A 23,680-nucleotide genomic window follows, 5' to 3' on the forward strand; every position below is an offset into this window, starting at 1 on the left:
TTGTCGGTTTACACCAGTCCTTCCTGTTCTAAGGTTTCAATCAGCTGAAGACCTCTGGGATCGCCGACTCTCAAAAGCGCAGCTTTTGCATCTTCTCGGACACCCATCTCTTCATCCTCTGCGAATGCCTCAATTAATCCATCAATGGCACCGGCGTAGACAGCATTAGAAGGCATTTCGCGGCAGAGTTGTCCTAACGACCAGGCACAGTTGCTACGGACTGCGGCGATCGGGTCTTGCCTTAAAGCTTCAATCAAAGGTGGAATGGATGCCACAATGGCTTCGTAGCCCAGTTCAGCCATTTGAGCTAACCCACTAGCGGCCCACAGACGCACGGCAGAAATATCGGTTTTCAAGGCGTCGGTAAGGGGTTCTAACGAGCGGCGATCGCGGCAGTTTCCCAAAGCCCAAACAACGCCTTTGCGGACGTAACCATTCCAATCGTTGTTGAGCTGGGTAATCAATGGCACTACAGCGGTAGAACTGGGATTGCGCCCTAGCCCATAAGCAGCACTGACCCGCACCAACGGGCAAGGGTCACTCAGCAAGCGAATTAAATGAGGAATCGCCCGTTCATCCTGGAGTTCGCAAAAGGCTCGGGCTGCTAGCATCCGTTGCTGCGTTCCAGGAGCCGTTAACAGTGCCAGCATTGCTTCTGGATCTGGTTTAGGCTGGCTCTCCTCGTCGGCATCAAGCGGCTCTATTTGATCCAGGGGGCTTTCTAGGTCTATCTCTGGATCGAGTAAGCTCAAATCGTCATCGTCGTCATACATATTTGAATAAAGTACCACTACCGCTCCCATTCCTCTAGTCTCTACTGGCAATGCCTGCTTGAGAGAGGCTCGAAAGTTAAGAAAACTAACATTATGAGTTGCTTGACCCGATCAAAAAGTTGAATTTGGTATAGTACACGACACCAAGAGCCTTCTATTGTGATGCTTGATAATCGGGGGAATAATGTGACAGACCACCTAGAGCCATATCGCCGGATGGTTCGTTCCATTCGATTCGTTCCCGCCTTGGGACCAACCCATCCATCTCATCAGCAGCCGGTGATGCCATTGCCGCCGGTCAATTTATCACTGTCAGTGCCATCTGCCCCTCTGCCTGCTTCTGAAGTTGCCCCCGATCCGTCGGAACACGTTACCGGGTTAGTGCAAGAGGCAGTGTCGAAACCGACGGTGCTTCCCGTGACCTATGCGATCGCGGAAAATCTCGGCGATCGCATCAGCCGACTGGCTCCTGCCAAACCCACGCGATCGCAACCGCCGGAAATTATAGCATTCAAAATTCCCCAGCCTGACCCCAAATGGAAGCCTGCCCCTCCAGTACCTGGTTGGGAGAAGCCAGTAGACGCGAGTTCTACGGCTCCAACCTCTGTCGCGGCACCGGAAGTTGAGCCACCGTCCAGTTCGGTTCCAGAGAGGGAAGTTGCCCCCGTACCCGAACCCGTTGAGGAGACGCCCAGCGCCCTTCCAGAAGCCATCTCTAAAGCTCCAACGACGGCACCGGAAGTATCAGCTCCGACTGAGGAGACGCCTGTTGCTGAGGCTGGGTCGCCAGAGGAAGCGATCGCGCCGATAGAGGAACCAGAAGATACCCAAAAAGATACCCAACAACCCTCTCTATTAGACAGGGCGGCGGCGGCGCTTCAGGCAGTAGTATCTGTTTTCGACCAGGCAGATGCCGAGCAAAAAGAGCCTGCTGTAGAACCAGCTCCTCCAGAAGTCGAAGCCGAAACATCAGCGGCTACACCCGCTCCCGTCGAACAGATCCCCAGGCAATCGGAAGTCGAAACCGAAACTCCAACCGCCGAAACTCCAGTGCCAACCCAACCCGCTGAGGAGACGGCTGCTGAGTCGTCGGAGGAAGCGATCGCTCCCAAAGATGAACCAGACGCCCCTCAGCCGACTCTATTAGATAGAGCCGCATCGGCGCTTGAGGCGGTGGTATCTGTTTTTAACCAGCAACCAGAAGCAGACGACCAGAACGAACAGGCTGTAGAATCAGCACCAGAATCAGCACCAGCACCTGCCCCATCTGTCCCAGAATTGGAGACACCTCAGATTATCTGTCCCAAATGCGGCGCTCCTGAGATTCGGAAAAATGGGCACTATAAAAACAAGCAAAGATATGTTTGTAAAGACTGTGGGAAACAGTTTGTTGCCGCTGATGCTGTTGAAGAAGCCGAGGCGCAGAAGCAGGCTTCTGTAACGTCTGAAGCTCAGGAATCGCCAAAGACAGAAAAGACGGACAGCGTGCCTACCGTACCTGAAAAAGCTTCTAAGGGGAAAGGTAAGAAACCGGCAAAAGGTTTTGGACGACCCAACAAAAAATAGCTTTGTTGGTCTTCCTTATGGCTCCGGTTCTTATGGCTCCGGTATCGCAGGAAACAGCGGTTTCAGCATCCACAACGACTGGGTTTGGTAGCCGAGGCTGCGGTAGAGATTCAACGCGGGTTGATTGGTTTGAAAGACTTGCAGACCCATTTGGCGATCGCCTCTTGCCCTCGCCCAGTCTTCGGCATAATTGACCAAAGCTTTTCCTATACCACGTCGCCGGTATTCTGGCAAAACATAAAGTAAAAAAATGTGGGCATGGCGATCGCCTGTCACCTGATCCACGGCATTCCCCAGCCAAAGACAAGCTACTTGGGAAGGATGAATTGAAGGATGATGAACGGATGAGCCAGGGATTGAAGAATCTGTTTCTTCCTTTTTTATTCCTCCTTCTTCCTTTAGTTCAACCCACCACAAAGGCGTTTTTTTAGAAAAGTATTGCTCAACCGTTTCAGCGAGATGAGAAAAATCTTTTTGTTCTGGAAAAAGTTCCTGGTAAGTCAGCTGCATGAATTTCACGAGACTTGCTCGATTCAGACTCGATCCTTCGCGCAGCTGATACCCCGGCAATAACAGACAAGGCATTTTAGACTATCGATTTTAGATCGGAGATCAATCCTAAATCCATCATTCCCAAGCCAAAATCAGATGCCGGTGCCTGAGCGTGTTCCCCAGGGGGATCAACTTCCTCAATAGGTGCGGGTGCTGCCATATCAGAGGGTAAAAAGATGCGGGCGCTAACTGCCACCAGCGCCACAAAAAAGATTAACACCGCGATCAAGGGAGCAATATACTGACGAAAGATAGCCATAGCAAAAGATTCTAAGAATTGTGCTTAAGATTTGTTAAGCTCTCTATTTCTATCCTACAACTGTTGAGAGTCATCGTCTTCATCATCTAGTACCTCTCGAGGGATTTCTGGCACGGAACGCGGATTCCAGGGAGCAAAGATGGGCAGCAGAAGTAATCCAGGCAAGGCAGCAGCGATGCTAATTAGGAAAAAGGAAGGCCAACCTGTGGCTTCTGCGATTCGACCCGCGGGAGCAACTAAAATATCACGGCTGACTGCCATCAAACTAGAGAGTAAAGCATACTGGGTTGCTGAGAAGCGCTGGTTACAAAGACTCATCAAAAAGGCTACAAAAGCGGCGTTTCCGAGTCCAGCACAAAAGTTTTCAATATTAATGGTCAGTACAAGTAACTGATAATTTTTCCCGACTTGTGCAAGGAGGAAATAAGTAAAATTACTCACTGCTTGCAAAGCACCAAATACCCAAAGTGAGCGATTAATACCGATTTTGCTGAGAATTGCACCGCCTGAAAGAGCGCCAACAATGCTTGCCAGTAATCCCATGCCGCCCTGAATTGCACCAACTTCTGCGGAAGAGAAGTTTAAGCCAGTCTTCTCCAACAAAAAGGGCGTGGACATATTATTAACGAGCGCGTCACCCAGTTTGTAGAGAACAATAAAAACTAGAATCAAAAATCCTTGGCTCTGACCATTGCGTTGGAAGAATTCAATAAATGGCAAAGACACCGCTTCTGATAAGGAATCGGGTGGGCGATCGCGCTGTATGGGTTCCGGTGCCCAAATTGAACTCACGAAGCCAATTGCCATCAACAGCGACATCAACAAGTAAACTGTAGGCCAAGACAATTTTTCTGCGAAAATCAGCGCCAAACCACCCGTAATCAGCAAGGCAACGCGATACCCTAAAACAAAAATCGCTGCCCCGGCTCCCATTTCCCGTTCTTCCAAGACATCAGTGCGATAGGCGTCAACGGCGATGTCTTGAGTCGCACTGAAAAAGGCAATGAGTAAAGCATTGACGGCTAACAGTTGCAAAGCTTGCGAGGGCTTTTGGAGCGCCATTGCTGCGATCGCTAACAACAATGCCCCTTGCGTTAGAACTAGCCAGCCACGACGACGCCCCAGAAACGGCGGCACAAAGCGGTCGAGTAAGGGCGACCAAATAAACTTGAGCGAATAGGGCAAACCTACCAAGCTGAACAACCCAATCGCGCTTAAATTCACGTTCTCGACTGTCATCCAGGCTTGCAAAGTCTTACTCGTCAAGAACAAGGGCAAACCTGACGCAAAGCCCAGAAACAAAAGAGCCGCCATCTTGCGGCTTTGAAAAACTTGAAAAAAAGATTGGGTTGCTTTCACGGCTGACAAAGGCTCCTTACGAACTTTTAGTCATTAGTTTGTTGTCCTTGCTAGTGGGTAATCGGTAATCGGTAATGCCTTGTATGAATTACCAATTACCAATTACCAATTGCCGTTTCTCCAATCCCTAATGACTCAGGAGAATGGCTCTTTTAGTATTGAGACATCATCCCATAGAGAGAAACCTTTTCCCGGAGACTTCGATAAGGGGAACACGAAGAATGTTATCGCCTTCGAGATCCCGATTTCATGGCAGCAAACTCATAGCCGCGCCAGACACCGACCAATATACCTTGTACCTCCACTTGGTTCGCCTTTACCTTAATGGGGTCGTATTTGGTATTCGCTGGTTTGAGCGTAATTTGCTCTCCCTGACGGTGATAGCGTTTCAAAGTCGTCCCGTGTCCTTCGACTCGTGCTGCCACAATCGTGCCATTTTTCACCCGATCCGGTTCGGGTACGGGTCGCATGATGACCATATCGCCTTCGGCAATTTGGTCATCAATCATGCTGTCTCCGATCACCCGGAGAGCATAATAATCTGGCTGACGAAACAGGGAAGCCAAATCCAGCTGTTCGACCGTATCAGTAAAAGGTTCAACAAGACCACCGGCAGCGATCGCTCCTAAAACCGGCACTCCACCCGTACCAGAGCGTACAATCCTAATCGTGCGGGCTTTTCCTTCCGTCCAGTCAATATAGCCTTTCGCACGCAAGTGTTCCAGGCGGCTCTGAACTGGCGCAGGCGACTTCAGTTCCATTGCCCGCATCATCTGCCGAATTGAAGGCGCGTGTTGATATTGACTGATATATTCCACCAGCCAATTATAAAGTTGCTGCTGAGCATCAGTTAAGGGTTCCATAAAACAATAGGGGAATACTAATCTACGTCCTATAGAACATTCGTACTACTAAAATCTTCGTCTGTCCAGTAGCTAATGACGAATGATTTTGAAACAATTAGTCATTCGCCATTTGTCATCCGTAATTAGCAAATTGTTAATCTGCTCCTAAAAGACTCACCAACAAAGCTTTCTGCGCGTGCATTCGGTTTTCTGCCTGATCCCAAACCCGCGACTGAGAACCTTCCATGACAGCATCGGTAATTTCTTCCTCCCGATGAGCCGGTAAACAATGCAGTACAATTGCATCAGGATCGGCAATACTTAACAGCTGCTCATTCACCTGGTAAGGTTGAAAAATTGGAATTCTGGCATTCGCCTGTTCCTCTTGTCCCATACTTGCCCAAACATCGGTATAAAGCACGTGGGCACCTTTAGCGGCAGCTTCGGGATCGTTAGTAATTGTCACCTCTGTGTTCCCCTGAGCAATCTTTTTCGCTTGCTCGACAATTGCCTCATCGGGTTGATACTCCGCAGGTGTAGCAATTCTCACATTCATCCTCATCAACGCGCAGCCCAAAAGCAGCGAGTTCGCCATATTATTGCCATCTCCCAGATAAGTCAAGGTCAGCCCATCTGGCGTTCCAAAGCACTCTTGAACAGTTAACAAATCAGCTAAAACCTGACAGGGATGTTCTAAATCTGACAGCGCATTGATAATCGGAATTTTGGCATAGTTCGCAAAAGATTGCAGATCCTCCTGCTCAAATGTCCGAATCGCTAGGATGTCTAGATAGCGATCCAACACCCGTGCTGTATCCACCAACGGTTCTCCCCGGCTCACCTGGGTAACATTAGGATTAAGGTCTATCACCTGACCGCCTAGCTGGTACATTGCCACTGAAAAGCTGACGCGAGTCCGTGTAGACGCTTTATAAAACAACAGCCCTAACACCTTATTACAGCGCAAACTGAGCTGATGCGTCTTCAGCTGGGCTGCCAAATCCAAAAGTTCTTTCATTTCCTCAGCACTGAGGTCTGCCAGACTTAGGAGATCTCGTCCTTTCAATGCTTCCATTTTTATCCCCGATGAGTGAAGTGAAATGCGTTCCCGCAGCGTGAGTCCTAACAGATCGCGTCGTTTTGACTCTACTTAGCTCTTGTTATACCGTTTTAAAACCCTACCAGATTTTTATCGACTTATCTGTGGCAGAGGATTGTAGCTGAAAGACTATCTAAATCTCGGATGTGTAAGCTAGGTTAATTTCACCAAACCCAGCACTGGTAAAGTTTTTTGGGTTTTGTCAACTTAACCAAACCTACGATTTTTCAAGGGTTTCAGGAGCTTTGGATAGCCTTTGAGGAATCGTAGAGACAAGTCCATGAGTCACTAGGAGTGTTTTCAACCACATCAGGAGGAAAACCTTCCGGTCAGCAACCCATTTTTGCAGAAGTTAACGAGTTTCAAGGGTAAATGTTTTTTCTGCTCCAGCAGCTTAATAAAGAGTTGCAAATTCCAAATTATATTTTCCCAGTCTCTTTTACCCCTAACTCTCGAAAAATCTTTTTTTAAACGAGAAATAAACCGCAATAAAGACAAAACAAACCATGATAAAGGTGTCGGTATGCTGAAGGTTCCCTTTCTCTCATCCTAGGAAAAAATTGAGCGAAATGCTCAGCCTGGTCTCCCTACCCAGAAAATAGGTTGCAAGAATTAACAAACTCATATATGCCGCTTAGGTTTGTTACACTTAAAATTTTTAGTAGAACCTTAAGCTGATCAATTAAGCTGAACAAGTATATTTACCAAAGTAATCGTTTAGCCAGGAAAATGGTTGGAAATATTACAGAAATATAATTTTATAGAATTGTGAATATGAAATTTCCCTTCGCGGTGAAAATAGGGCTAGCTATCTCGCTTCTTTCAGTTGGAGTCACTAGCACTAGCGTTTATTTTTTCTACTCAAAAACAAACCAAATTGTTTTAAACCAGATGTCAGAGCGACTTAAAGATGTAGGTCGTCAAGGAGCATCTCTGTTGGAGCAAGACAAACAAGAAACGATTCAACGGCTTCGCCAGTCTATTGAAAAAAAGTCTCTGCCTAGTAGCCAAAAAATCGGCACGCTAGAATCTGGAGAAATCACTGCTTCCTTACTGCCTAAAATTGCCCAAGAAGCTATGCAATCTCAGGATTATCAAGACCTTGTGCAAGTTTTGACAAAAATTAGAAGTAGTAGCCGAAGAAAAGTATTTCCAGTGAGATTTCTGAGACAAGCACCGGAAGTTAAAGAGAAGATTCCGCTTATTCGCTCAACCTACCTTATCGTTAGTATCCCAGAATCACCAGAATATCAAATTGTCAAATTTCTGGCTCATGCCAATTCCAAAAACACACTAGATCATAAAGAAAAATCAATTGGAAATTTATATGCGACTGACCAAAAAGAACTACAACAAGCTTTTGAGGGGGAGGCACAAGCGGGCAGAAAATTCTATACGGATGAAATGGGGACTTTTCTAAAAGCAGCTATTCCTATTAAAGATGAAGCAGATAATGTTATTGCGGTTTTAGTTTTAGAGTATGACGGTACTAACGAAATCAATCAAATCTATAAATTACAATCCATTTGTATCAGTATTATTGGTATTAGTTTAATCATGTCAATGCTGGTCGCATTTTTGCTGGCGCGGTGGTTGGGAAGCCCTATCGAAAAATTATTAGAAGGTGCCCAAAAAGTATGCGATCGCAACTTTGACATTTGTATAGATGTTAAAAGCAAAGATGAGCTAGGACTGCTGGCCGATGCCTTTAATTCGATGGTAGCGGAAATACGAGATTATGCCCAAAGTCTAGAATCTAAAAACAAAGATTTATTACAAATCAATCAACTAAAGGATGAATTTTTAGCCAATACTTCTCAAGAACTAAAGAATCCTTTAGATGGAATAATCGGTATTGCTGACTCTCTTGTAGAGGGAGCTGCTGGACAACTATCGGAAATTCAAAAGCAAAACTTGTTAATGATTTTGCAAAGTAGTCAGCGTCTAGCAAGTATGGTTAACGATATTGTTGATTTAGAAAAAATTAAGCATAAAACACTGGAGTTAAAACTCAGACCAGTAGGAATGCAAGAAATTGCCGATGTAGTTTTAACCCTTGCTAAACCTTTTGCAGATATCAAAGGTTTGCGCTTGATTAATCGGATTGAACCTACTGCCCCACTGGTACATGCTGATGAAAATAGAGTTCAACAAATTCTGCATAATTTAGTTAGTAATGCGATTAAATTCACTAATACAGGTTGTATAGAAGTCTTTTCCTCGGTTTCAGATGATTACATGGAAATCACGGTTGCAGATACCGGAATCGGCATTCCAATCAGTAGATTAAATACCATTTTTGATGCTTTTGAACTTACCGAAGAATCTATTCTTAGACCTTACGTGGGGATGGGTATTCGCCTTGCAGTTACCAAACAACTGGTGGAGTTGCATGGCGGCAAAATTCAGGTAGAATCCACTCTAGAAAAAGGTTCGTGGTTTACTTTTACACTACCGATGTCAGGAAATTTGGAAATTTTACAACAAACGCTTTCTCAAGAAGTCAGTTTAAAGGAGGTTGAAATTAAAAATTTTCAGTTTGAAAGGTTACAAGATTATTTACAACCTGCACCCCAAGAGGGAAAATTTAAAATTTTAATTGTAGATGACGATCCAGTTAATCTTCAGATCCTTAACAATTATCTCTGTTTAGAAAATTATACGGTTTATCAAGCGAGAAATGGAATCGCTGCTTTAGAAGCCATTGAGCAAGGTCTAAAGCCTGACTTAATTTTACTTGATGTAATGATGCCAAAAATGTCAGGCTATGAAGTTTGCAAAAAAATTCGCCAAACTTTTCCTGCGAATGAATTACCAATTGTGATTGTGACAGAAGCGCATAGCGTTGCTAATTTATTAGAAACTTTTGGTTCTGGAGCCAATGATTATCTAACTAAACCTATTTCAAGACACGAACTAATAGCGCGAATAGAGACTCATCTTGAACTTTCTAAAATAAATATTGCTTATGGTCGATTTGTGCCTCGGCAATTTATTAGTCTACTGGGAGAAGAAAGTATTGTTAATGTAAAACTTGGCGACCAGGTGCAGAAAGAAATGACAATCCTCTTTTCTGACATTCGCAACTTTACTAGCCTTTCAGAAGTGATGTCACCCAAAGAAAATTTTAATTTTATTAATTCTTACTTGAGTCGGGTAAGCCCAGTTATCCGGAATAATAATGGCTTTATAGATAAATATATTGGAGATGCGGTGATGGCGCTTTTTCCGGAAAGCGCTGAAGATGCTTTGCGGGCAGCGATTGAAATGCAAAAACAAGTCTCGCAGTACAATATGGAACGCCGAAGAAGCAATTTACCTCCTATCGCTATCGGCATTGGCATCCATAGTGGCAGTTTGATGCTAGGCACGATTGGAGATGAACAGCGTATGGAAGGAACCGTGATTTCAGATGCTGTGAATCTGGCGTCTCGTCTGGAAGATTTGACCAAAGCCTACGGAGCTTCTATTATTATTAGTGAAAAGACTTTGCTGGGTTTAGCAGATCCCACTCGATACAATTATAGATTTTTGGATAAAGTTAATATTAAAGGCCGTAAAGATTTATCGCCTATTTTTGAAGTTTTTGATGGTGTTATCTTAGAGAGTTTAGAGCTAAAGAGCAAAACTAGAAGCTCTTTTGAATGGGGAATTCATCTCTATTACAGCAAAAAATATGCCTCTGCGGAGGAAATTTTCAAGAAGGTCTTAGAGCAAAATAATCAAGATAAAGCGGCCAGCCTTTATGTTAAACGTTGTCAGAGATTTCAAAAACGGGGAACCGATGAAAGATGGGATGAAATTGAGTCTTTCGAGGAAGTATTTTAGGCAAAACGACAGGAGGGGATGTTTAGAGAGTGGGTTGCCAAGGCAACCTGCATCGCCGATTACCAATTCCGTGATTAAACGCTTACTTTTAAGCCTTCCAGGTCTCTGTCTGGGAATGGTTTTACCTTCTGTAACGACTTTGATGCCGATTCGAGTTTTGGCTGCTGAAAAAATATTTATTTCCTATGGACCGATACAGTTATCCCTTCCGATTTCGGCGCTGGAAGAATATGCCAGGGAAGGCAAAATTAATCAGGATTTAGGGTTTTATGCTCAATTTTTCAAGCCGGAACAGCTAGAGCAGTTACGGAAGATTTTGCAAACTCGTGCGAATGTTAGTCCGGTGGCAGTGGCTCAATTTCTCTACACGCCGCAGGGGGAAATTCTGCTGCGGCGTGTCGGCGAAGTTATTCAAACAAAAGCGTTTCAACCGGGTTTTTATGCAATTCGAGCTGCTTTAATTCAAGCTGCTGCCGATCCCGCAGGGCTGACGCCACTGAATGTACTGCGTAAGTTTCCGACTTACGCAGTTCGGATTAATTCGGATCGGGGCTTTGAGATTATTGATGAGCTGAGCAACCTGATCGAGAAAACTCAAGGAGCGATCGCTGCCGTTGAACAGGAAGCTTTGGCTGAAATCTCAGCTCAGTCATCCACTCAGCTGCCCTTTCAGCCATCACCAATGGCAACACCGTCTAATATTCCCGCAGGGCGAGATTTACAGCAACCAGGGCCGCTAAGCTGGGAAATGCAGACCCTGACGCTCAATGACCTCAGCCGCAGCCGGACCTTCCCAGTTGATGTTTATCTGCCTCAGTTGAGCGGACGAGCTGCACCCGTGATTGTAATTTCTCATGGGTTGGGAAGCGATCGCTTGTCCTATGCCTACCTGGCGAGACACTTAGCTTCTCATGGATTTGCAGTGGCTCTACCAGAGCATCCAGGCAGTAATTCCCAGCAGTTGCAGGCTCTAATTAGCGGTCTGACAAGCGATGCGGCTCCTCCCAGCGAGGCGGTTGACCGTCCTCTGGATATGAAGTATTTGCTAGATCAACTGGCAGCTACTTATCGAGGACGACTAGATATGCAAAACGTCGGCGTCCTTGGTCAATCGTTTGGCGGCTACACAGCGTTGGCGCTGGCGGGTGCAGAAATTAATTTTGAGAACCTGGAAAAAGATTGCACTGCTATCAATAGTTCGTTAAATCTGTCGCTGTTGCTCCAGTGTCGGGCGCTGCTGTTGCCGCAAATTGATTATCAATTGGGGGATGACCGAATTAAGGCAGCGATCGCGATCAATCCAGTTGATAGTAGCATCTTCGGAAAAAGTGAGATGAGTGGTATCAAAGTCCCGATAATGTTATTTTCCAGCAGTAACGATACCGCCGCACCCGCTTTATCAGAACAAATTAAACCCTTCACCTGGCTGACAACTCCCAACAAATATCTGGTTTTAATGAAAAAGGCAACGCATTTTTCCACTTTGGGAGAAGCATTTGAAGGCACTGGTGTAGTTAAAATTCCGCCGCAAGTTGCGGGACCAAATCCCGTGACTGCGTTCGGATATGTGAAAGCATTGAGTCTAGCTTTTTTTAAAACCTATGTTTCTAACGAGCCAGAATATCAAGGCTACCTGAATGCTTCTTACGCTCAATATATCAGTCGAGATGAGATTCCTTTAGTTTTAATTGAGTCTTTGACAGAGGAACAATTGCAGGGAATCATCAATACTTCTGCCGCTCAGCCAATCCCATCTCCCACACCCAATACTTTTCGGTTAACCTCTCCCCCATCCCCTCCCCTGCAAGGAAAGGGGAGGAATTCTCCCCCTTTTCTGCCAGGGGAAGGAGCAGAGGGGTTAGGTCTGCCTTACCCGAAAAGTATTGCTCCTACACCTTAAATAGAATATGCAATCGGATGATTTGAAATTAGCTCAACTGAAACAAAAACTAAATGGTGTTAGGCGTTCGGCTTGGAAACCTATCGTTCAAGAAGGTGATGGAGATTTAACTGCATCAAAGTTTGCTGGAAAACCTTGGCTGAGTGCCGATGAGACTTGGCCTACTTGTCCTAATTGTCAAAAGCCAATGCAGTTTTTTCTGCAACTGAATCTTGACAAGTTGCCTGAAAGCTTGAATGGAAAGTTTGGCAGTGGTTTATTACAATTTTTTTATTGTACCAATTATGAACCACCTTATTGTCATTGTGAGGTTGATTGTGGTGCATGGGAAGCCTTTGTAAACACTCAGCTTGTAAGAATTATTCAACCAAATACGGCACCATTACACGTAGAAATACCTGGAATAGAAGATTTGTTCGATTCTAGATTAATTTTGAACTGGGAAGAAATATATGATTACCCCGATTGGCAAGAATTGGAAATATATGGAATTAACCTAAATAAGGAAGAAGACGATGTTTTTTTTCAAAATAAATTATATCAATTAGGAGATAAGTTAGCAGGGTGGCCTATATGGGTACAAGGTTTGGAATATCCCAATTGTCCTCATTGTAATCAAGCAATGAATCAGTTTGTTTTTCAACTAGAATCAGACGGAAATGTTCCTCATATGTGGGGAGATGCAGGTATAGGATATCTCATTCAATGCCCCGAACATAAGGAACAACTTGCTTTCTTGTGGCAGTGCTAATTAAAAACTTATAGGATTAAATGCAAGGATTTCTTAACTTAAATAAACCTGTTGGATTCACTTCTCACGATTGTGTCGCCAAGGTGCGAAAACTCCTGCGCCTCAAGCGCGTGGGACACGCGGGAACCTTAGATCCGGCTGCGACTGGCGTGTTACCAATCGCGCTGGGTAAGGCGACGCGGCTGTTGCAATATTTGCGGCAGGATAAGTCTTATCGGGGGACGATTCGGCTGGGGGTAAGGACAACGACTGATGACTTGGAAGGGGAAATTATCAGCGCCCAGCCAGTGCCAAAATTAACTTTAGAACAGGTGCAAGCAGCGCTAAGGCAATTTGAGGGAAAAATTCAGCAGGTACCGCCCAGTTACAGCGCCATTCAAGTTGAGGGAAAACGCCTGTACGATAGGGCACGGGCGGGTGAAATCATTGAAGTTCCGGCGCGAGAGGTGGAAATTTATAAGCTAGAAATATTGGAGTGGCGAGAAGGAGATTTTCCCGAATTAGATGTAGCGATCGCTTGTGGTCCTGGAACTTATATTAGAGCGATCGCTCGCGATTTAGGTTCGGCGTGTGCAACTGGCGGCACGCTTACTGCCTTGACTCGCACTGAGAGTAGCGGCTTCCAGCTATCAGATAGCCTGACTTTTGAAGAATTGGAAGAACAGCTCAAACAAGGAACGTTTCATCCAATTCTAGCGTCGGCAGCTTTGGGGCATCTCCCAGCTGTCACCTTACAAGCAACAGACGCTAAAGCCTGGTGCCAAGGTCAGCGCATTCCTTTTCGCCCCCTTTCCTTTCCTGCCTTGACGGACGCTGAAGAGGGAAAGTTGCGGCTTCACGATGAAGATGACCGTTTTTTGGGCATAGGCTGCCTGCTTGCCTCAGAAACTGGCTATCTGCTGGTTCCTCTGATGGTATTTGAGCCACTTTGAGCCACATTTATCGGAACACCCGTTTTCTCGTGTGCGCGATCACACCGATGCCTTTGCCATCCGATTGTCAGGATAATCGTTTTAGAGTTAGAACTGGCAGCATGATAGCCGTCTGCGAACGACTTAGCTGCTTTTGGAGAGAATTTCGGATGCGATCGCTAAAATCAACGTTAATTTATATTGCAATTACTCTGGGATTTGTTTTGAGCTATATTAACAAATCATCGGCTCAAGATTCCGATTTCGCTACTTTAAGTCGGGAAATTATTACCAGATTGAATGGAAATTGTCGGGGTTCTACGCAAGTTCGCTATCAATCCCAGAAGTTGACCTCACCGAATGGTCTTAATTCAGTTTATCTGAATATGAATATTCGGAGATTTGGTCAAGTCAACAGCCGAAAAAATGATAACTTTATAATAAAATGTAATCCCAATACGGCTGATAAAATTATTGGAGAATTAGTGATTGAAAAGAATGGAGTATCAAGTACAACAAGGCTGGAAGATATTCTAGGCTTAAGTAACAATATTCATAACTACGTTATTGCCAATCCAGTTTCTTTTTCTCCCGATGATAGATATTTAGTGCTAAGATTAGATGTTTTTGATGGATTAAATAACTCTTGGGTCAATCATCTGGTTATAGATACCCTCAATCGCTATAAAATATTGGCTTTTTCCAATTGCGAAGGATTTGAAAGCAATTCCTATTTAGGATTTATTTCATCTTCTGAGATAGTGTTTGCCTGCGAGAATCCTAGCGAACCAGGCCCCATAGAAGTGTTTGATTTTCAAAAAAGGTCTCGTCAGAAGATTTCTACCCGGAAAGCTTCAAGAGAATTAGTGAGGATTCTTGATAAGGTTCGCTCTTACGGCTCAGTTTCTTCGGAATTTGCTATTGTCGATGAGCAGCACTTTCCTCCTCAATAGAACTTAATCTATTGCCTATAAAATATCACTATATTATTTTAGGAATATAGAATTTTGTATAACAATCCTAAATGATTTGTGACGAGATACTCGCCTCCTTAGAGAAGCTGGATATCTGAACCGCCAGCCTCTCAAAACCAAAATAAAATGGCGATAGAGATACCACGTTTCACTCGATACAAACTTTATTTGTGCCCAAAATTACTGAATCCGTAGCTTGGTTTTAAATATGCAGGAACCAAAACCTTGTATCGGGTTAAAGAACGAAAACTAACTGACTAAACTCCAATAATCTAATCCTAGGAAGCAAGTAATTTAACCCTAAAGTAGATACATTCATTAATATTTCCCTATAAGAGTAAATAAATGATCCAAGCACAAGTAGCACCTTTTGGTTCCTGGAAATCGCCCATCACCTCTGACTTAATTGTTTCTGAAACGATTGGAGTGGGGCAGATTGCCCTTGATGGCGAGGATATTTACTGGATTGAGGGGCGACCCGCAGAAGCCGGACGGAGTGTCATTGTGCGACGTACCCCAGAGGGGAAAACCATTGATGTCACCCCACCTCCCTTTAACGTCCGAACCCGCGTCAATGAATACGGCGGCGGTGCCTTCTGCGTCGCTGATGGCACTATTTATTTTTCCAATTTCGCGGATCAGCGCCTTTATCGGCAGACTCTAGGTGCAGAACCGCAACCGCTGACACCAGAAGGAATCTTCTGCTATGCAGATGGAGTAATTGACCAGAAACAGCAGCGGCTGTACGTTGTGCGCGAAGACCATACTACAGGCGATCGCGAACCAGTCAATACCTTGATTAGTATCAACTTGAAAGATGGTGACGATATTCGGGTGCTAGTGTCTGGAAACGACTTTTATTCATCTCCACGCCTCAGTCCTGACGGTTCTCAACTGGCTTGGTTAACTTGGAATCATCCGAATCTGCCGTGGGATGGGACGGAATTATGGGTTGCAAACGTGACGGCGGATGGTTCCTTGGGTGAAAGCCAACGGGTTGCTGGTGGCGTTGATGAGTCTATTTTTCAACCAGAATGGTCGCCGGATGGCATTTTACACTTTGTTAGCGATCGCAGTGGCTGGTGGAATCTCTACAGATGGCAATCCCAGCCTTACCTAGAAAAGGGGGGAAAAGACGTTGAACCGCTGTGCGAAATGGATGCTGAATTTGGGCTTCCGCAGTGGATTTTTGGGATGTCTACCTATGCCTTTGAATCTGAAGAACGCATTATCTGCACCTACACTCAGCAAGGCATTTGGCATCTGGCAAGTCTCGACACGGAGACAGGACTGGAGCAAATTGAGACGGACTACACTGAGATTTCGTCTCTCAAAGCATCTGCGGGTCGTGTAGCGTTCATTGCTGGCTCACCGACCAAATTTAGCTCGATTATCCAAATGGATATGGCGACGCGGCAGATAGAAGTGTTACAGCGTTCCAGTAAGTTAGAAATTGACGCCGGGTATTTGTCTGTCCCGCAACCAATTGAATTTCCGACCGAGAACGAATTAACCGCTCACGCCTTCTTCTATCCGCCCCAAAATCGCGACCATACGGCACCCGATGGTGAGTTACCACCCTTAGTCGTCAAAAGCCATGGAGGGCCGACAGCAGCCACCTCTAGCCAGCTGAACTTGCGGATTCAATACTGGACAAGTCGCGGATTTGCTTATCTAGATGTCAATTATGGCGGCAGCACCGGCTATGGACGCGCCTACCATCAGCGGCTGGATGGGCAGTGGGGGATTGTGGATGTAGATGATTGCGTCAATGGAGCGCGGTATCTGGCGCAGCAAGGCTTGGTGGATGGAAACCGGATGGCGATCGCTGGTGGGAGTGCGGGTGGCTACACGACACTATGCGCCCTGACTTTCCGAGATGTCTTCAAGGCAGGTGCGAGTTACTACGGTGTTAGCGACTTAGAGGCGCTAGTCAGAGATACCCACAAATTTGAATCGCGCTATCTAGATCGGCTGATTGGTCCTTACCCACAGCGGCAAGATATTTATCAGGAGCGATCGCCTATTTACTTTACAGAGAATCTCTCTTGTCCGGTTATTTTCTTTCAAGGGCTAGAAGATAAAGTTGTCCTGCCCAACCAAGCTGAAATGATGGTAGAGGCGCTACGTGCCAAAGGGTTGCCCGTCGCTTATGTTCCTTTTGAGGGCGAACAGCATGGTTTCCGCCGTTCAGAGAATATCAAACGTGCCATTGATGGGGAGTTTTACTTTTATTCTCGCGTCTTCCAGTTTGAGCTTGCCGATCCTGTGGAGCCAGTTGCGATCGCGAATCTTCCTGAATCATGACCAACCCCCAGGCTGATTACGACAGCCCTTGGAAGGAAGCCTTGGAGATTTATTTTACAGATTTCATGGCTTTCTTCTTCCCGCAAGCTTATGCTGACATCAACTGGTCGCAGGGCTACGAATTTCTCGACACCGAACTGCAACAGGTCGTCCGCGATGCAGAACTTGGGCGGCGTCGGGTCGATAAACTGGTAAAAGTCTGGCGACAAAACGGCGAAGAAACTTGGGTACTGATTCACATCGAAGTTCAAAGCAAAGTCGATGCTAATTTTGCTGAGCGGATGTATGTCTATAATTACCGGCTTTTTGACCGATATCGACGGCAAGTTGCCAGCTTAGCCGTGTTGGCAGACGAGCAAGCGTCATGGCGTCCGCAGAGCTATGACTACGAAATTTGGGGCGCAAGAGTTAGTTTGCAGTTTCCCACTGTCAAACTGTTGGACTATGAAGCGCAGTGGCAAAGCTTAGAGCAAAGCGCCAATCCCTTTGCCGTCATCATCATGGCTCATCTGAAAGCACAGGCAACGCGCCGCAATCCCGAAGGGCGGTTACAGTGGAAATTGAGCCTAGTTCGGGGGCTATATGGACGAGGCTACAGCCGGGAAAACATCCTAGAGTTGTTCCGGTTGATTGAGTGGATGATGGTGTTGCCAGAGGAATTTCAGTTTGGGTTTGAAGAGACACTAAGCCGTTACGAGGAGGAAAGGAGAATGCCGTTTATCACGCCAATTGAGCGCAGAGGCATCCGCAAGGGAATCGTACAGAATTCTAGAGAGAATGTCATCGAAGTTCTGGAGACGCGGTTTGAAACCGTGCCTAGCCCAATTGTCGAGAGCGTCAACGGAATAGACGATCCCGCTTTGCTAAAACAGCTTTTGAAGCAGGCAATTACCGTTAGCTCAGTGGAAGAATTCCAGCAAGCGATCGCGCTACTTAGCTCTCAGGGAGAATCGGGAACAGTTTAAAGCCACAATTTTTAATTGGAGAGTAATTCATGCCAGACGAACCAATATTCAACATTAACGAAGAAATGTATGAGACGCTGCTAGAATTTCAGCAGCAAATTGAAGAAGGCGAAGTCGAATCGTCAGCGGAAACGACACAAGAGCAGCTCGACACAACTAGAGAATCTCTAGAAAATGTTTACTTGGCCCAGAGCGGTCCAAAACACCCACTTGAGTAAAGCCAGTCGCAGAATGCGATAGCGAAGCGCCGACCTGTCGGTTCGCGCTTGTGAGGCATGGGGAGAGCGAACCGACAGGTCGGCGCTAGGCTAACGCCTCGCTTCGCTGTTTTTATGCCCAAAGGGCTGTACGTGATCGCACCCTTCCCGGCTTCATCCGTCTGTTGCTTGCATAAAATTAACAGCAAATTTGTTCCAATGACGCCGTGCAAAAACGCCGAATTCAGAAGCGCTAAAAAATTAGCAAGATGATTGGGTGGATTTTGCGAAAAAAATATTTAATTGAATCGGAAATGCAGAAAAAGCAAAAGTTCCCCTACCTAGTTGGTTCCAAATGGACAGCCCAGCAGAAAACGTGGGGATGGCGACATTTTCAGGTAGTTAATCGCAAAAACCAAGGCAAGTTTGTCTTTGCCGAGATGGTCGCTTCCTGTGACCCGAACGTGCGTTTTTGGATTAACGCCAAGCTGCTAAAAAACTCCTCTCAGTGGCAAGCAGGCTGGCAAACTCTACAAGAAATGGAAAAAAATGAGGAAAACAGTGAATTAGATATAGAAAACTTAATTATCCATAATTTTTGATTGTTAATCATTACGTATGACTGCTGTTTCCCTTCAGAACGTCCGCAAACTCTATAACAAAGTCCCCGTCGTTAACGACCTCTCCTTTACGATTAAATCTGGAGAGATTTTTGGACTCCTTGGTCCCAATGGTGCGGGAAAATCCACCACAATTCGGATGCTGACTACATTGACAAAACCCAGCGAGGGTCAAATTGAGGTCGCTGGTTATGATGTAGTACGACAACCTTTGCAGGTGAAACAAAATATTGGGGTGGTATTGCAACAAATCAGCGTGGATGCCGATTTAACAGTTTGGGAGAACATGGAACTGCATGGGCGGATGCACCATATTCCCCATCGTCAGCGACAGCAGGAGATCGAGCGATGGCTGGAATACATGGAACTGGCAGACAGGCGAGATAGCCTGGTAAAAACCCTCTCTGGCGGTATGAAGCGCCGATTGCAAATTGCCAGAGCCTTATTGCATAATCCTTCTATTCTTTTTTTGGATGAGCCAACGGTGGGACTAGATCCGCAAACGCGCCGCCGTCTCTGGGAAATTATCCGAGATTTGAATAAGCAAGGGATGACGATGCTGCTGACGACGCATTACATGGATGAGGTGGAATATTTGTGCGATCGCATTGGTATCATGGATGCCGGTCAGTTGATTGAACTTGGCACCTTGCAACAGCTGCGGTCTAAACACGGCGAAGGGTTGGTGATGAAACAACAAGGAGATCGCTGGGAATATAAATTCTTTCCCAATCTGGAACAAGCCAACGCTTATCTTGACGCTGCACCGGATAAAACTGGTATGATGGTTCGCCCGTCCAATCTAGAAGATATTTTCGTTGAACTCACAGGACGCCAGCTAGACTAACCCATTCAGTCATTCGTCTTTTATTTAAAGTCTCTTCCCCATGACGAATGACTAATGACGAATGACTGACTAATGACGAATGACTAATGATGCCTCGCCTCGCCTCGAAAATTGAAGCCATTCTTTATCTCAAGGGTAAGCCGATCTCGGTTAGCGAAATTGCCGAATATGCGGAATGCGATCGCGATAATGCCGAAGATGCCCTGATTGAACTGATGACTGACTATGCCCATCGGGATAGCGCTCTGGAAGTAGTGGAAACGCCCGAAGGCTTCACCTTACAATTGCGATCGCCCTTTCAAGGTTTGGTGGAGGCGTTAGTTCCGCTAGATTTAGGGGTGGGAGCCTTGAGGACGCTAGCAGCGATCGCCCTCAAAGGTCCCATTACTCAGTCTGAGTTAGTCGATTTGCGCGGTTCAGGAGCTTATCAGCACGTTCAAGAACTGGTCGAACTGGGTTTTATCCGCAAGCGCCGACAAGCTGATGGTCGCTCCTACTGGTTACAGGTTACAGAAAAATTTCATCAATATTTTGAAGTCGAACAACTCCCCCAACTGACTCAGCAGGATGCACCGTAAAACCTGCTACTTGGTGTTACAGAGAGCATCTTTTTAAAAAAATCTCTCTATTGACTTACACCTAATAGCCAATAGTAAGGAGTAGCCAAACAACACAATCGTTTACAGTAGAGGGGAAGCTACTCAAATCTTTTTATTCCAATGGTGTTTAACCCTGAATTGTTCGACCGCGAGCCTGAAGATGTACAAGCCAATCAGCTCCTCCAATATATTCAGCACCAATCTCCAGAAGTTTTAGCGCGGGTTGCGAAGTCTGTTACGCCTGACATTAAGCAAATCATCTCGCAGAACGTTCAGGGACTGGTGGGAATGCTTCCCTCAGAGAATTTTAACGTTCAAATTACGACCGATAGAGAAAATTTAGCAGGTCTGTTGGCATCAGCAATGATGACTGGCTATTTCTTACGCCAGCTTGAACAACGGATGCAGCTGGATGAATCGTTGACTGGTTCTTCTTCCCTGTCTCATAAACCTTCTAACGGCGAAAAATTCGCCGATTAAGTCGAGTCAACTTAACCAGGGATATATCATCTGCGATCGCATTTCTGTCTGCAATTCTATCTTTCGCCCAAGAGAGAGTCTTGTTTCGATGAGAAGTTATCGCCTATTTTTGGCATTTTAGGCGATCGCTTCAGTTAAACTTGCTCATTCCATTACCAACTTGCGATCGCATAGTTGGCACCTAGCCAATTGGCTTCCTGTTTCAGGGAATTTCCCCTCTGAGCCAAAAAATAGTTTTAGCCGCCAGCCGCAAAAGCAGCCAGTATCAAAATTGACAGTAAAAGACCCGGACTAAGCATCAGCGCTAAGGTTAAAATTTCATTAAATTCCATTTTATTGCACCACTCCTAAAGCTCACCTAACCGATAGCGATCCTAACACGACAACCAGGGTTTCAGAAGCAATAACCCCAATGAATAATCATTTCAAAATTTAATAATTTAGCAAATATTAAATATTTTAAATTTAATGTTTGCTAAATTATTAGAGACTCCCACCAATACTTCTAATACCCAATCTGGTAGATTATCTGCCATTCCTAGAATCCAACTTTACCCGGTCGTAGGGTAAGGTTATTTTAGGATGAGACAGAATTAATATAATTTAACGGTTTTACTCAACGCCAACCCCTAAATCTCCCATATTTGAGATTTTATTGGAGCGTTTTACCTCAATCAAATATTTGCTTGCACCGCCCTTTTTTTGAACTGCGGCTAAAGATTTCAAATTTTTGTAAAAGTTTTTCTTCTAACCCCATTAAAATGCCTTGATTTAAGAGAATTTGGCATTTAAGCAAGATTAAAATTTTATAGAGAATATAAATCAAAAAATATTTAGTAATCAGAAAACAAGGAAAAAAATGTTTTAGGTTTTTTCTGTAATTGATAGCTAAATTTGACGGCTATTATTTTTAGGTAATTTGACCTATACAAATAGGCATAAATTTTGATACCTGTAAATACTTCATGTATAAAAATTTGCAAATCTTAAAAGTTCTTGTTAGATTTCAGAGAACGCCATAGAAGATGATAGCCAGCGATGAATAAGCTCTTTTGGATTATTCCGACACCGCCAACGCTACAAGCCCAATCTCGTGTTTATGACCTGAAAGCGCGTCTAGATTGGGGTGAACCGGCTTTGACGATTATTGATGTGCGCGATCGCAGTCAATTTAATATTAGCCACATCATGGGAGCCATTCCCATGCCAATGAACGAATTAATAGACCGAGTCCTCACCAATGTGGAACTTACCCGCGATATCTACATTTATGGTGAAACCGATGACGAAACAGCAGTTGGTGCGGCAAAACTGCGTGCAGCTGGCTATCAAAAAGTGTCTGAAATCAGAGGGGGCGTGGCGGCGTGGAAAGCAGTAGGCTATCCAGTTGAGACGATTCTGACTGTGTTAGCTGTTAACGAATCGTGAATAATCTAATTGCGAAGCGCTTAGAAAGGTAGATTTATTAACCCCCTTTTCCTTACATAGGGGATCACATCTAATTAACTGACAAAACTCCTGAAACCCTTGATAAATTTTAGGTTGGGTAGGGGCATAGTATTGCCATGCCCCTACCCAACCTACAGGATGTGAATGAGTGTAAGTTATTTAGTTTTCATTTTTTAGTGTTCAAAAATATCCTTATATTGAAGCAAATCCAAAGTCACAATCGTGGGTAAACATTCAAAGCATTGTTGAGCTACTTCCCAGCGCCCTTCGCGTTGCAACATTGCAATTAGTTTTTCCCACACGCTGAGTAGATAACGAACATCATTTGCTGCATAGCGGAGTTGTTCTTCGGATAAGTTTGCAGCATTTCCCCAGTCTGAACTTTGAGCTGTTTTGTCAAGTTCTACCTTCTCTAGCTCTTGCACCAACTCCTTCAAACCGTGGCGGGAAGTATAGGTACGAGCAAGCTTGCTGGCAATCTTAGTACAAAAAATCGGAGTTACATGGATGCCTAAATTTTGCCGTAGTTGGGCAACATCGAAACGGGCGAAGTGAAATAGTTTTAGGACATTGGTGGCTTCCATCAGTTGTTTTAAGTTGGGAGCCTCTATCTGTCCTTTGGCGATTCGCACGACTGTAACGCGGTTTTGAGCGTCACACAGTTGCACCAAGCATAAGCGATCGCGTTGGGGTATTAGTCCCATCGTTTCAGTATCCACAGCGATCGCTGACTCTTGCAGATATTGAGACAATATCTCCTCGGAAAGGTCGCGATCGCATACCTGAAAATCTTCCAATTCTCTCTCCTTAGCGGCGTTTAATGAATATTTGGGTTAAGTAATACTCGCCCTTTGCGTTTTTGGCAATACCTACCCCAGTTAAATCATACTGACCTTGAATATTTTTCAGATGACCGGGGCTTTTTAGCCAACCCTCTACTGCTTGCTTGGCTGGATCGCTAAAGCCTTGATTGTATGCCACATTCTCAGATGCACCGCTATAAGAAATTGATTTATCAATTGCCTTAGCTCGCTGCTCAAATCCATTATGACTAAAAGGAACTGCACCATTTGCCATTGCCTGACTATGTGCCCTTGCCTCTTTGCTAATTCGAGGATCTAGCGTCAGAGGTGGCAAATTTTGGGACTTTCGATATTGATTGATGAGTTCGTGAGTATACTCTTCCAAGGTTAGGAAATTACTGGAGGAACTGGACGATTTGGGGCTTGGGATGGCTGGTGATGTTTCATACGGCGAAATTTCGCCATCAAGATCAAGATTAGGGATAAAATCGCAGCCTCCAGCTCCAACAGCCAGGACAAGCATTCCGAAAACAAGCCCCGCAGCTAATTTTTGCATGAGTTTTGTATAGATTTGGGAATTAATTTGGCAATTCTTT

21 protein-coding genes and 1 pseudogene are annotated in these 23,680 nt (G+C 45.1%); 14 read left to right on the forward strand and 8 right to left on the reverse strand.

The features are described from left to right. Positions 1-8: 8 nt before the first annotated feature. A complete protein-coding gene (locus H6H02_RS06325; RefSeq protein WP_190815985.1) occupies positions 9-773 on the reverse strand; it encodes a HEAT repeat domain-containing protein in 765 nt (254 codons plus the stop codon). Positions 774-2,069: 1,296 nt separating this feature from the next. Between H6H02_RS06325 and H6H02_RS27005 the strand changes: the two are divergent. Then, positions 2,070-2,171 (forward strand): annotated as a pseudogene (locus H6H02_RS27005) (IS1 family transposase); the annotation flags it as partial. Between the two features lie 198 nt (positions 2,172-2,369). Here the strand turns inward: H6H02_RS27005 and H6H02_RS06335 are convergent. The 5 genes from H6H02_RS06335 to argF form a co-directional block, all read right to left on the reverse strand. After that, positions 2,370-2,924: a GNAT family N-acetyltransferase gene (locus H6H02_RS06335; RefSeq protein ID WP_190815740.1), complete on the reverse strand. Its 555-nt coding sequence runs from the start codon at positions 2,922-2,924 to the stop codon at positions 2,370-2,372. Between the two features lies 1 nt (position 2,925). After that, positions 2,926-3,150: a hypothetical protein gene (locus H6H02_RS06340; RefSeq protein ID WP_190816020.1), complete on the reverse strand. Its 225-nt coding sequence runs from the start codon at positions 3,148-3,150 to the stop codon at positions 2,926-2,928. 54 nt (positions 3,151-3,204) lie between these two features. Then, a complete protein-coding gene (locus H6H02_RS06345) occupies positions 3,205-4,464 on the reverse strand; it encodes an AmpG family muropeptide MFS transporter (RefSeq protein ID WP_190815987.1) in 1,260 nt (419 codons plus the stop codon). A 269-nt stretch (positions 4,465-4,733) separates the two neighbouring features. Then, complete coding sequence (lexA, locus tag H6H02_RS06350) at positions 4,734-5,372, reverse strand: transcriptional repressor LexA (protein ID WP_190815742.1); 639 nt, start codon at positions 5,370-5,372, stop codon at positions 4,734-4,736. A gap of 136 nt (positions 5,373-5,508) precedes the next feature. Next, on the reverse strand, positions 5,509-6,429 hold the full coding sequence (gene argF / locus H6H02_RS06355) for an ornithine carbamoyltransferase (RefSeq protein WP_190815744.1): 921 nt from the start codon (positions 6,427-6,429) through the stop codon (positions 5,509-5,511). Positions 6,430-7,227: 798 nt separating this feature from the next. Here argF and H6H02_RS06360 point away from each other — a divergent pair. From H6H02_RS06360 to H6H02_RS06420, 13 genes are all read left to right on the forward strand, one after another. After that, the gene (locus H6H02_RS06360) at positions 7,228-10,281 is read left to right on the forward strand and encodes a response regulator (protein ID WP_190815746.1); all 3,054 of its coding nucleotides are present in this window, start codon (positions 7,228-7,230) and stop codon (positions 10,279-10,281) included. Between the two features lie 34 nt (positions 10,282-10,315). Continuing rightward, positions 10,316-12,181 carry an alpha/beta hydrolase gene (locus H6H02_RS06365; protein WP_242040582.1) on the forward strand — a complete coding sequence of 622 codons (1,866 nt, stop codon included), beginning with the start codon at positions 10,316-10,318 and terminating at the stop codon, positions 12,179-12,181. Positions 12,182-12,188: 7 nt separating this feature from the next. Beyond that, entirely contained in the window at positions 12,189-12,932 is a 744-nt protein-coding gene (locus H6H02_RS06370) for a DUF1963 domain-containing protein (RefSeq protein ID WP_190815748.1), read from the forward strand. Positions 12,933-12,952: 20 nt separating this feature from the next. Next, positions 12,953-13,864, forward strand: coding sequence for a tRNA pseudouridine(55) synthase TruB (gene truB, locus H6H02_RS06375; protein WP_190815750.1), 912 nt, complete (start codon positions 12,953-12,955; stop codon positions 13,862-13,864). A 149-nt stretch (positions 13,865-14,013) separates the two neighbouring features. Then, positions 14,014-14,796, forward strand: a complete 783-nt coding sequence (locus H6H02_RS06380) for a hypothetical protein (RefSeq protein WP_190815752.1) — start codon at positions 14,014-14,016, stop codon at positions 14,794-14,796. A gap of 366 nt (positions 14,797-15,162) precedes the next feature. Continuing rightward, positions 15,163-17,124: a S9 family peptidase gene (locus H6H02_RS06385; RefSeq protein ID WP_190815754.1), complete on the forward strand. Its 1,962-nt coding sequence runs from the start codon at positions 15,163-15,165 to the stop codon at positions 17,122-17,124. Then, positions 17,121-18,089 (forward strand): transposase, encoded by a 969-nt coding sequence (locus tag H6H02_RS06390; RefSeq protein ID WP_190815756.1) that lies wholly within the window; start codon positions 17,121-17,123, stop codon positions 18,087-18,089. The genes H6H02_RS06385 and H6H02_RS06390 overlap by 4 nt, the downstream gene beginning before the upstream one ends. 29 nt (positions 18,090-18,118) lie before the next feature. Continuing rightward, positions 18,119-18,307 (forward strand): hypothetical protein, encoded by a 189-nt coding sequence (locus H6H02_RS06395; RefSeq protein ID WP_190815758.1) that lies wholly within the window; start codon positions 18,119-18,121, stop codon positions 18,305-18,307. Positions 18,308-18,600: 293 nt separating this feature from the next. Continuing rightward, complete coding sequence (locus H6H02_RS06400) at positions 18,601-18,888, forward strand: TIGR02450 family Trp-rich protein (RefSeq protein ID WP_190815760.1); 288 nt, start codon at positions 18,601-18,603, stop codon at positions 18,886-18,888. 16 nt (positions 18,889-18,904) lie between these two features. Further along, the gene (locus H6H02_RS06405) at positions 18,905-19,753 is read left to right on the forward strand and encodes an ABC transporter ATP-binding protein (protein ID WP_190815762.1); all 849 of its coding nucleotides are present in this window, start codon (positions 18,905-18,907) and stop codon (positions 19,751-19,753) included. Between the two features lie 89 nt (positions 19,754-19,842). Beyond that, positions 19,843-20,331 (forward strand): SMC-Scp complex subunit ScpB, encoded by a 489-nt coding sequence (gene scpB, locus H6H02_RS06410; RefSeq protein ID WP_190672548.1) that lies wholly within the window; start codon positions 19,843-19,845, stop codon positions 20,329-20,331. A gap of 141 nt (positions 20,332-20,472) precedes the next feature. Then, entirely contained in the window at positions 20,473-20,832 is a 360-nt protein-coding gene (locus H6H02_RS06415) for a DUF760 domain-containing protein (RefSeq protein WP_190815764.1), read from the forward strand. A 1,038-nt stretch (positions 20,833-21,870) separates the two neighbouring features. Continuing rightward, a complete protein-coding gene (locus tag H6H02_RS06420) occupies positions 21,871-22,260 on the forward strand; it encodes a rhodanese-like domain-containing protein (RefSeq protein WP_190815766.1) in 390 nt (129 codons plus the stop codon). Positions 22,261-22,454: 194 nt separating this feature from the next. Here the strand turns inward: H6H02_RS06420 and H6H02_RS06425 are convergent, their stop codons facing one another. Together H6H02_RS06425 and H6H02_RS06430 are read right to left on the reverse strand one after the other, a co-directional pair. Continuing rightward, positions 22,455-23,078: a ribonuclease H-like domain-containing protein gene (locus tag H6H02_RS06425; RefSeq protein WP_190815768.1), complete on the reverse strand. Its 624-nt coding sequence runs from the start codon at positions 23,076-23,078 to the stop codon at positions 22,455-22,457. Positions 23,079-23,088: 10 nt separating this feature from the next. After that, positions 23,089-23,640, reverse strand: coding sequence for a CAP domain-containing protein (locus H6H02_RS06430; RefSeq protein ID WP_190815771.1), 552 nt, complete (start codon positions 23,638-23,640; stop codon positions 23,089-23,091). Between the last annotated feature and the right edge of the window lie 40 nt (positions 23,641-23,680).

The sequence above is a fragment of the Coleofasciculus sp. FACHB-1120 genome (genome assembly GCF_014698845.1).
Taxonomy (GTDB): Bacteria; Cyanobacteriota; Cyanobacteriia; order Cyanobacteriales; family FACHB-T130; genus FACHB-T130.

Coding starts and splice junctions, on each gene's coding strand:
- H6H02_RS06335 (WP_190815740.1), bottom strand. CDS start 2,924: ATGCCTTGTCTGTTATTGCCGGGGTATCAGCTGCGCGAAGGATCGAGT.
- H6H02_RS06430 (WP_190815771.1), bottom strand. CDS start 23,640: ATGCAAAAATTAGCTGCGGGGCTTGTTTTCGGAATGCTTGTCCTGGCT.
- H6H02_RS06370 (WP_190815748.1), top strand. CDS start 12,189: ATGCAATCGGATGATTTGAAATTAGCTCAACTGAAACAAAAACTAAAT.
- truB (WP_190815750.1), top strand. CDS start 12,953: ATGCAAGGATTTCTTAACTTAAATAAACCTGTTGGATTCACTTCTCAC.
- H6H02_RS06380 (WP_190815752.1), top strand. CDS start 14,014: ATGCGATCGCTAAAATCAACGTTAATTTATATTGCAATTACTCTGGGA.
- H6H02_RS06415 (WP_190815764.1), top strand. CDS start 20,473: ATGGTGTTTAACCCTGAATTGTTCGACCGCGAGCCTGAAGATGTACAA.
- H6H02_RS06420 (WP_190815766.1), top strand. CDS start 21,871: ATGAATAAGCTCTTTTGGATTATTCCGACACCGCCAACGCTACAAGCC.
- lexA (WP_190815742.1), bottom strand. CDS start 5,372: ATGGAACCCTTAACTGATGCTCAGCAGCAACTTTATAATTGGCTGGTG.
- H6H02_RS06390 (WP_190815756.1), top strand. CDS start 17,121: ATGACCAACCCCCAGGCTGATTACGACAGCCCTTGGAAGGAAGCCTTG.
- H6H02_RS06405 (WP_190815762.1), top strand. CDS start 18,905: ATGACTGCTGTTTCCCTTCAGAACGTCCGCAAACTCTATAACAAAGTC.
- H6H02_RS06345 (WP_190815987.1), bottom strand. CDS start 4,464: ATGGCGGCTCTTTTGTTTCTGGGCTTTGCGTCAGGTTTGCCCTTGTTC.
- H6H02_RS06395 (WP_190815758.1), top strand. CDS start 18,119: ATGCCAGACGAACCAATATTCAACATTAACGAAGAAATGTATGAGACG.
- H6H02_RS06340 (WP_190816020.1), bottom strand. CDS start 3,150: ATGGCTATCTTTCGTCAGTATATTGCTCCCTTGATCGCGGTGTTAATC.
- H6H02_RS06385 (WP_190815754.1), top strand. CDS start 15,163: ATGATCCAAGCACAAGTAGCACCTTTTGGTTCCTGGAAATCGCCCATC.
- H6H02_RS06325 (WP_190815985.1), bottom strand. CDS start 773: ATGTATGACGACGATGACGATTTGAGCTTACTCGATCCAGAGATAGAC.
- scpB (WP_190672548.1), top strand. CDS start 19,843: ATGCCTCGCCTCGCCTCGAAAATTGAAGCCATTCTTTATCTCAAGGGT.
- argF (WP_190815744.1), bottom strand. CDS start 6,429: ATGGAAGCATTGAAAGGACGAGATCTCCTAAGTCTGGCAGACCTCAGT.
- H6H02_RS06400 (WP_190815760.1), top strand. CDS start 18,601: ATGCAGAAAAAGCAAAAGTTCCCCTACCTAGTTGGTTCCAAATGGACA.
- H6H02_RS06360 (WP_190815746.1), top strand. CDS start 7,228: ATGAAATTTCCCTTCGCGGTGAAAATAGGGCTAGCTATCTCGCTTCTT.